The sequence below is a fragment of the Kitasatospora sp. NPDC059973 genome, from assembly GCF_042737525.1.
GTDB lineage: Bacteria > Actinomycetota > Actinomycetes > Streptomycetales > Streptomycetaceae > Kitasatospora.
Genome location: NZ_JBHWUI010000253.1, coordinates 1 through 8217 on the forward strand (window position 1 = coordinate 1; position 8217 = coordinate 8217).

7 protein-coding genes are annotated in these 8217 nt (G+C 74.8%); 1 reads left to right on the top strand and 6 read right to left on the bottom strand.

Annotation, left to right across the window (positions count from 1 at the left end; genetic code table 11):
• Window positions 1-42: 42 nt before the first annotated feature.
• The 5 genes from hflX to miaA form a co-directional block, all read right to left on the bottom strand.
• Entirely contained in the window at window positions 43-1551 is a 1509-nt protein-coding gene (gene hflX / locus ACFWA9_RS36765; RefSeq protein ID WP_329489832.1) for a GTPase HflX, read from the bottom strand.
• Between the two features lie 151 nt (window positions 1552-1702).
• Window positions 1703-4078: a RelA/SpoT family protein gene (locus ACFWA9_RS36770; RefSeq protein WP_380393500.1), complete on the bottom strand. Its 2376-nt coding sequence runs from the start codon at window positions 4076-4078 to the stop codon at window positions 1703-1705.
• A 180-nt stretch (window positions 4079-4258) separates the two neighbouring features.
• On the bottom strand, window positions 4259-5167 hold the full coding sequence (dapF, locus tag ACFWA9_RS36775) for a diaminopimelate epimerase (RefSeq protein WP_380393503.1): 909 nt from the start codon (window positions 5165-5167) through the stop codon (window positions 4259-4261).
• A gap of 85 nt (window positions 5168-5252) precedes the next feature.
• Window positions 5253-5762: a hypothetical protein gene (locus ACFWA9_RS36780; RefSeq protein WP_329489829.1), complete on the bottom strand. Its 510-nt coding sequence runs from the start codon at window positions 5760-5762 to the stop codon at window positions 5253-5255.
• Window positions 5763-6008: 246 nt separating this feature from the next.
• The gene (gene miaA, locus ACFWA9_RS36785) at window positions 6009-6959 is read right to left on the bottom strand and encodes a tRNA (adenosine(37)-N6)-dimethylallyltransferase MiaA (RefSeq protein WP_359806502.1); all 951 of its coding nucleotides are present in this window, start codon (window positions 6957-6959) and stop codon (window positions 6009-6011) included.
• A 169-nt stretch (window positions 6960-7128) separates the two neighbouring features.
• Here miaA and ACFWA9_RS36790 point away from each other — a divergent pair, with 169 nt between their 5' ends.
• Window positions 7129-7398 (top strand): antitoxin, encoded by a 270-nt coding sequence (locus tag ACFWA9_RS36790; RefSeq protein ID WP_380393505.1) that lies wholly within the window; start codon window positions 7129-7131, stop codon window positions 7396-7398.
• A 49-nt stretch (window positions 7399-7447) separates the two neighbouring features.
• Here the strand turns inward: ACFWA9_RS36790 and ACFWA9_RS36795 are convergent.
• Window positions 7448-8217: class III extradiol dioxygenase subunit B-like domain-containing protein (locus ACFWA9_RS36795; protein ID WP_380393508.1), on the bottom strand; the 770-nt coding region annotated here is incomplete at its 5' end.

The window sequence follows — 8217 nt, forward strand, 5'->3', positions numbered from 1 at the left end:
GCCTCCCACGAAGGGAGGCCGGGGCCCGTCGGCTGCCGGTGCTCAGCTCTGCGAGCTCAGCGCGACCGCGTAGCGCTCCAGCTCGGCGGCCAGCTCGGCCGGCACCTTCGCGTGCAGCAGGGTGCCCTCGGCGGTGTGCTCGGTGGAGAGCAGCTCGCCCTCGGCGTGCACCCGGGAGACCAGGCCGCCCTGGGTGTACGGGACCAGCACCTGCACCTCGATCGCCGGGCGCGGCAGCTCGTCGTCGATGAGCTTCAGCAGCTCCTCGATGCCCAGGCCGCTGCGGGCCGACACCACGATGGCGTGCGGCTCGCGGCGCAGCAGGCGCTGCAGCACGAGCGGGTCGGCGGCGTCCGCCTTGTTGATCACCACGATCTCCGGCACGTTCTGTGCCTCGACCGAGACGATCACCTCGCGGACGGCGGCCAGCTGCGTCTCCGGCTCGGGGTGCGAGCCGTCCACCACGTGCAGGATGAGGTCCGCGTCGGCGACCTCCTCCATGGTCGAGCGGAACGCCTCGACCAGGTGGTGCGGCAGGTGCCGGACGAAGCCCACGGTGTCGGCCAGGGTGTAGAGCCGGCCGCTCGGGGTCTGCGCCCGGCGCACCGTCGGGTCGAGGGTGGCGAACAGCGAGTTCTCCACCAGCACGCCCGCGCCGGTGAGCCGGTTGAGCAGCGAGGACTTGCCGGCGTTGGTGTAACCGGCGATGGCCACGGACGGCACCTGGTGGCGCTTGCGCTCCTGGCGCTTGGTGTCGCGGCCCTTCTTCATGTCGGCGATCTCACGGCGGAGCTTCGCCATCTTCTCGCGGATCCGCCGACGGTCGGTCTCGATCTTGGTCTCACCGGGACCACGGGTGGCCATGCCGCCGCCGGACGAGCCGGAGCCACCACCACCCATCTGCCGGGACAGCGACTGACCCCAGCCCCGCAGGCGCGGCAGCATGTACTGCATCTGCGCGAGCGAGACCTGCGCCTTGCCCTCACGGGACTTGGCGTGCTGGGCGAAGATGTCCAGGATCAGGGCCGTCCGGTCGACGACCTTGACCTTGACGACGTCTTCCAGGTGGATCAGCTGGCCCGGGGTGAGCTCACCGTCGCAGACCACGGTGTCGGCGCCGGTCGCCGCGACGATGTCGCGCAGCTCCTTGGCCTTGCCGGAGCCGATGTAGGTGGCCGCGTCGGGCTTGTCGCGGCGCTGGATGACGCCGTCCAGCACCTCGGAACCGGCGGTCTCGGCGAGGGCGGCGAGCTCGGCCAGCGAGTTCTCCGCCTCCTCGACGGTGCCGTCGGTCCAGACGCCGACGAGCACCACGCGCTCCAGACGGAGCTGGCGGTACTCGACCTCGGTGACGTCCTGGAGTTCGGTGGAGAGGCCGGCGACACGGCGCAGGGCGGCTCGCTCGCTGCGGTCGTACTGGTCGCCGTCGTAGTGGTGGTCGAGGTCCTCGTCGATGGCCGCGAGGTCCTCGTCCATGAGGGCTTCCGCCCGCAGACCGTCGAAGCGGCGCGGGGCGTCGGCGTGGTCGCGGGTGTCTGACGTGGAGGTCATTCTGTCCTTTGGCTGCAGGAGTGGGACGGCCTGTGGGCGCGACCGTGCACAACGGTCTCACCCGGAGTCTGCCCAGCTGCCGCCCCGTCTACCGCTCGGGCGAGTCGTGAGCTACCCCTCAGGGCCACGGAGCCCACTGGGACTCTTGTGTTCAGTGTCCAGTGAACGCCGCGGACCGGCCGTGAATTCCCCATGATGGTCGCACGCCGGGCGCCGACGGGTCATCCCCATTTCCCTGCGCGGACACCGGCGCGGACACCGGCCCGGACACCGCGCCGGAGACCGGCTCGGGCGCCGGGCCCGGCGCCGGGCGGGTCGCCGCCCCGCCCGCCGCCGCCGGGGTGCGGGCGCCGCCCCCCGCCGGGGCGAACGGCCGGCCCACGTCGTACACCCCGGAGACCCGGAGCATCGCCCGCAGCACGGCGGGCAGCGCGCCCGGCTCAGGCAGCTCCACGGTGTAGGTGTGCCGGACCCGCAGCTCCTGCGGCGGCTCCACCTCCGCCGAGACGATCCCGACGCCCTCCCCCGAGATCGCCGCGGTGAGGTCCGCCAGCAGCCGGGGCCGGTTCAGCGCCTCGGCCCGCAGGGTGGCCCGGTAGCCGGACGGCGGCGCGGCGCCGGGCCGCCAGCGGACCTCCGGGGTGCCCCGCCCGTCCGCCCGCATCCGCTCGCCGGCCGGGCAGCCGGTGCGGTGCACGGCGACCGCGCCGCCGCGGATCGCGAAGCCGCTGACCTCGTCCGGTGGCACCGGGGTGCAGCAGCGGGCCAGCCGGACCGGCGCCCCGGGCCGGCCGACCACCGTGACCGGGGCCTCGCCGCGCTCGGCGGCGCGGTGCGCGGGCGGTGCCAGCTGGCCGGCCGACGGCCCGGTGCGGACCACCGGGACGCGCGGCGGGTGGTCGGCCAGCCACCGCTCGATGGCCAGCCGGGCGGCCGGCGTACGGGCGTGCGCCAGCCACTCGGGCGCCGGGCCGGACGGGCGGGCGGCCGGATCGCCCTGCTCGGTGAGGATGGCCACCCGGTCGCCGTCCTGGAGGACGGTGGAGAGCGCGGTGAGCCGGCCGTTGACCCGGGCGCCGATACATCGGTGGCCGGTCTCCTCGCCGAGCAGGTAGGCCGCGTCGACGCAGCTGGCACCGGCCCGCAGCTGAAGCGTTTCGCCGGCCTCGGTGACGACGGTGATCTCGCGGTCCCCGGCGAGGTCGGCGGTCAGCGCGGACCAGAACGCGTCCGGATCGGGCGTCTCCTGCTGCCACTCCAGCAGCCGGCTGAGCCAGCCGGGTCTGGCCGGGTCGGTGCGGTCCAGCTCGTCCGCGCCCGGCTCGGTGCCGGGCTGGCGGGGGTCGCCGAGGGCCACCACCCCGGTCTCGGCGATCTCGTGCATCCGCCGGGTGCGGACCAGCACCTCGACCACCTCGCCGCCCTCCAGCGCCACCGCGGTGTGCAACGACTGGTAGAGGTTGAACTTGGGAGCGGCCACGAAGTCCTTGAACTCGCCCGGCAGCGGTGTCCAGCAGGTGTGCAGTTCGCCGAGCACGGCGTAGCAGTCCGCGTTCTCCTCGACCACCACCAGCACCCGGCCGAAGTCGGCGGGCTGGGGCCCCTGCGGCCGCCCGTCCGGCCCGGCGGCGGCGTCCCGCTTGAGCAGGACCCGGTGCAGCGAGACGCAGTGCCGCGGCCGGACGGTGACCTCGGCGGCCACCCCGGCCTCGGCGAGCTGGCGGCCCAGCGCCAGGGCGAACGGGGCGAGCAGGGCGTCCGGGTGGTCCTCGCGGCCGGCCAGCAGCGCCCTGGTCCGGGCGTACTCCTCCGGGTGCAGGGTGGCGAAGACGATGTCCTCCAGCTCCGCCTTGAGCACCTGGATGCCCAGCCGCTCGGCCAGCGGGATCAGCACGTCCCGGGTGACCTTGGCGATCCGGACCCGGCTGGCGGGCTTCATGTGCCGGATGGTGCGCATGTTGTGCAGCCGGTCGGCGAGCTTGATGACCATCACCCGGACGTCGTCCCCGGTGGCGACCAGCATCTTGCGGAACGTCTCCGCCTCGGCCGCCGCACCGAAGTCGACCTTCTCCAGCTTCGTCACCCCGTCGACCAGGTAGGCGACTTCGGGCCCGAAGCCGGCCCCCACCTGGTCCAGCGTCAACTCGGTGTCCTCCACCGTATCGTGGAGCAGCGAGGCGACCAACGTGGTCGTCCCGGCGCCGAGTTGGGCCAGGATCATGGTGACGGCCAGTGGGTGGGTGATGTACGGCTCGCCGCTCTTGCGCTTCTGCCCGCGGTGGCTGGCCTCGGCGAGCCGGTAGGCCCGGCCGAGCAGGCCGAGGTCGGCCTGCGGGTGGTGGCGGCGGTGGGCCTGCACCAGCGGTTCGAGCGCGTCCGGCACCGGCGTGCGGCCGGTGGCCAGCAGGGCGGCGCGCCCGGCCCGGCCGAGGGCCGCCCGGCCGAGGCCTCCCAGGGGCCGCTTGGGCCCGGCCTGCCGTGCGGACGTCGGCTGCCCCGCCAGGGGCTGCCCGGCTTCGATGGTCATCGGCACCTCCGGCAGCGGTCACCGGGAGCATTGGCCGACCCGGTGGTCCATGCTACCGAGCAGAGCACGTTCCGCGACGCCCTGCTCCCCGTCGGTCATCGGGATCACCCGAACGGGGGGATTCATCGCCGCACGAAATGGGCAAACCGGCCGCACTGCCAGGGGCTGTTCGAACCGGACCTACCGGTGGGCGGTGGCGAGCCACCCCGGGTCGAGCTCGCCACGGGCCACGATGACCGCCGGACCGGTCTTCTCCACCCGGCCGTCCGGGTACTCGGTGATCATCAGCCGGCCCCCGAGCACGTCCACGGTGTAGGTGACGGCCTCACCGGTGACCGCCGGGTCGACACCGTCCCGCCGGGCGGCGGCCACGGCGACGGCGCAGGCCCCGGTGCCGCAGGAGCGGGTCTCGCCCGAGCCGCGCTCGTGCACCCGCATCGCGACGTGGCGCGGACCGCGGTCCACCACGAACTCGACGTTGACGCCCTCCGGGTAGGCGGTCGCGGGGCTGGTGAGCGGCGCGCTCAGCAGGTCGCCGGCCTGGTCGAGGCTGTCCACGAAGGCCACCGCGTGCGGGTTGCCCATGTTCACGTTGCGGGCCGGCCAGCGCCGCTCGCCGACCGCCACCTCGATGCCGTCCGGTCCGGGCAGCACCGCGCGGCCCATGTCCACGGTCACCTGACCGGGCGTGCCGTCCCCGGCGTCCGCGCCCACCCGCACCCGCCGCACGCCGGCCCGGGTGGCCACCGCCAGCTCGCCCGGCGCGGCCAGCCCGGCCTCGACCAGGTAGCGGGCGAAGACCCGGACGCCGTTGCCGCACATCTCGCCGATCGAACCGTCGGAGTTGCGGTAGTCCATGAACCACTCGGCCTGCTCCGCCTGGTCGGCCGCGACCGGGTCGGCGGCCGAGCGCACCACCCGCAGCAGACCGTCCCCGCCGATGCCGGCCCGGCGGTCGCAGAGCGCGGCGACCGCCTCGGGGCCGATCGTCAGCAGGCCGTCCGGATCGGGCACGATGACGAAGTCGTTCTGGGTGCCGTGCCCCTTCAGGAAGGGCAGGCCGGCGGGGGTCACGGAGGATTCGCTCACCCTCCCGATCATACTGAGCGGGCCCGCTCCGCAGCGCCGCGGACCAGCAGGCGGACGGCGCCCGCCGAGGCGGCGGCGGTGGCGGTCAGCGCAGGTGGACGACCCGCCACAGCGCGAGCGCGCAGGCGACCAGGGCGACCAGGGTGTAGATCACGATCGCCTTCCACCCGGCCCGCCGGCCCGAGCCGCGACGCGGCAGACCCGGCCACTTGTACCCGGCGTGCCGGGCGGCCATCGCGCCCCAGCCGACCGAGGCCGCGGTGAGCAGCAGGCCGAGCATGCCGACCATCGCGGAGCCGGCCCCGGCCGAGCCGAAGGCGAGCGGGAAGGCGAACATCAGCGAGCCGGCGGTGCCCAGCAGCGCGATCGGCAGGGTCTGCCACCAGCGCAGCCGGCGGCGCGGCCGGATCTCCCGCTCGTGCACCGCGCCGGCCGGGGCGCTGGTGTCCAGGGCGGGCAGCGCGAGCGCGTAGGAGGTCGGTCCGTCGAGACCCGCCAGCACCGGCAGGTCCGGCAGGGAGGAGGCGTCGGGGCCGTCGGCCTGAGCCGTGGCGCTCCCGCTCTGACCGCTTTCGGGGCCGGTACCCGTCGACACGCGGCCTCCCCTGACAGTTCGACACGAGTGCGGACTCGCGGCCGGGCAACGGTCGACCCGCCCGGGGCCGACCCTTATGGCATCGATGATGGCATGTCCAGGAGGGCGTTCCGGGCCTGACCGGGGCCATCGGGTGATCCGTGGCCATGACGTGATCCGGCCGTAACCGCGGGTTCGTCCTGCACGCCCACCTGCGCGCGCAGCTGCACCGCCGGATTGGCCGGATCCCGTCCACGGCCCGTCCGGTTACTGACGCTCGATCAGCTCCAGTGAGCGGGAGAGCAGCTCGGCGGGGTCAGCGCCGGCCGGCCGGGAGAGCCAGTGGATCCGGTCGTCGCGCCGGAACCAGGACTCCTGGCGGCGGGCGAACCGCTTGGTGGCCCGGACGGTCTCGGCACGGGCCTCGTCCTCGGTGCACTCGCCGGCGAAGTGGTCCAGCACCTGCTGGTAGCCGAGCGCCCGGGAGGCCGTCCGGCCCTCCCGCAGGCCGAGCCCCTCCAGCTCCCGCACCTCGTCCAGGAGTCCGGCCCGCCACATCCGGTCGACCCGCAGGGCGATCCGCTCGTCCAGCTCGGGCCGGGGCACCGCGACGCCGATCTGGACGGCGTCGTAGACGGCGGTGTTGCTCGGCAGGTTGGCGGTGAAGGGCTGCCCGGTGATCTCGATGACCTCCAGCGCCCGGACGATCCGTCGGCCGTTGCCGGTCAGGATCGCCTCGGCGGCGGCCGGGTCCAGCTCCGCCAGCCGCCGGTGCAGCGCGTACGGGCCGGCCTGCGCCAGCTCGGCCTCCAGCCGGGCCCGGACCTCCGGGTCGGTGCCGGGGAACTCCATCTCGTCGATCGCCGCCCGGACGTACAGACCCGAGCCGCCGACCAGGACGGCGGTCCGGCCCGCCGCGAGCAACCGGTCGATCTCGGCCCGGGCCAGCCGCTGGTACTCGGCGACGCTGGCGGCCTCGGTGACGTCCCAGATGTCCATCAGGTGGTGCGGGACGCCCTCGCGCTCCGCCAGGGTGAGCTTGGCCGTACCGATGTCCATGCCCCGGTAGAGCTGCATCGAGTCGGTGTTGATCACTTCGCCGCCCAGGGCCCGGGCGAGGGCGACGGCCAGGTCGGACTTGCCGGCGGCGGTCGCGCCCACCACCGAGACGACGCGCGGCGGGGCGGCATGGGGCTGGACGGTACGGGAGCTGCTCACCGGACCAGTCTCGCAAAACCGTCGCCGCGCCGGTGACCTCCCCGTCCGTCCGGCCCCACCGGGCGACGATATGAGCGGTTCCGGCCGTTTTCACCGGGCTGCGAACGGTTCGGCCACGACGGACGTTGAGCAGGAAACAGAGAGGAACGGTGAGACCACCATGGGTCTGATGGACAACCTCAAGGGCAAGGCCGGCGAGCTCAAGGGGAAGGCGAGCGAACTGGCCGGCAAGCACAGCGAGCAGATCGAGCAGGTGGTGGACAAGGCCGGCGGCGCGATCGACAAGGCGACCAAGGGCAAGTACAGCGACAAGATCGAGCACGGCGCCAGCAAGGCCAAGGGGGCGGTCGACGACTTCGCCCACAAGCCCGGCGACCCGGGCGCTCCAGGCGCTCCAGGGGCTCCCGGCGCTCCCGGTGCCGGCGGCCCGTCCGCCTGATCCCGGCCCGCTCCCGGGCCGCTCGCCGGCCCGCTCCCCGGGCCCGGTCTCAGCTCCAGGACGCGACGAAGTACCCGACCCCGTACGGCGCGTCCCGGTAGCCCAGCCGCGCGGTGAGGCCGGCGCCCCCGGCGGCGCCGGCCAGCACCTGCCAGGGGGCCCGGCCCTCGGCCAGCAGCTCGCCGGCCAGGCCCGGGTCGACGGCGGCCAGCGCCGCCGTGTCCGCCGAGCCCAGCGCGTCCGCGATCACCGCGTCGAAGCCCTCGGCCCGCTCGTCCAGGTAGCCCGGCGCCTTCAGCGAGCGGCAGGCGCTGCCGTCGCCCATCACCAGCAGCCCGACCCGGTCGGCCAGCCCGGCCAGCCCCTGGCCCAGCCCGAGCATCCGGTCGGCGGGCGCGTCGGCGGGCACCGCGCAGGCGTGCGTCGGCACGGTGGCCCCGGCCCGCTCCAGCAGCCAGGCGCCGACGGTCAGCGCGGGGCTCAGCTCCGGCCCCTCGACCCGGCCGGACGGCAGCTTGGCCACCAGCGGCACGCCGTACCGGTGGAAGGAGCCCGCGCCGCCCTCGGTCCAGACCTCGGGCTCGGGACCGGTCCCGACCACCACGACCAGCTCCGGTCCGGCCGCGAGCAGCGCGGCGAGCGCCTCGTCGCAGGCCGCGCGCAGCGGCTCCAGCTCGGCGGCGGCGCCGGCGGCGACCTCCGGGACGAGCAGCGGCGGACAGGGGCAGACGGCGGCGGCAACCAGCATGTGGATCACTCTAACGAAGAAGGACGGCCGTTCGGCCGGGGACGACGGCGGCCCGGCGGGATCCGGGATCC

What these genes read in the sequence shown, in the direction of transcription:
- hflX (WP_329489832.1), bottom strand. Translation starts at nt 1,551, where the DNA reads ATGACCTCCACGTCAGACACCCGCGACCACGCCGACGCCCCGCGCCGC.
- ACFWA9_RS36770 (WP_380393500.1), bottom strand. Translation starts at nt 4,078, where the DNA reads ATGACCATCGAAGCCGGGCAGCCCCTGGCGGGGCAGCCGACGTCCGCA.
- ACFWA9_RS36790 (WP_380393505.1), top strand. Translation starts at nt 7,129, where the DNA reads ATGGACAACCTCAAGGGCAAGGCCGGCGAGCTCAAGGGGAAGGCGAGC.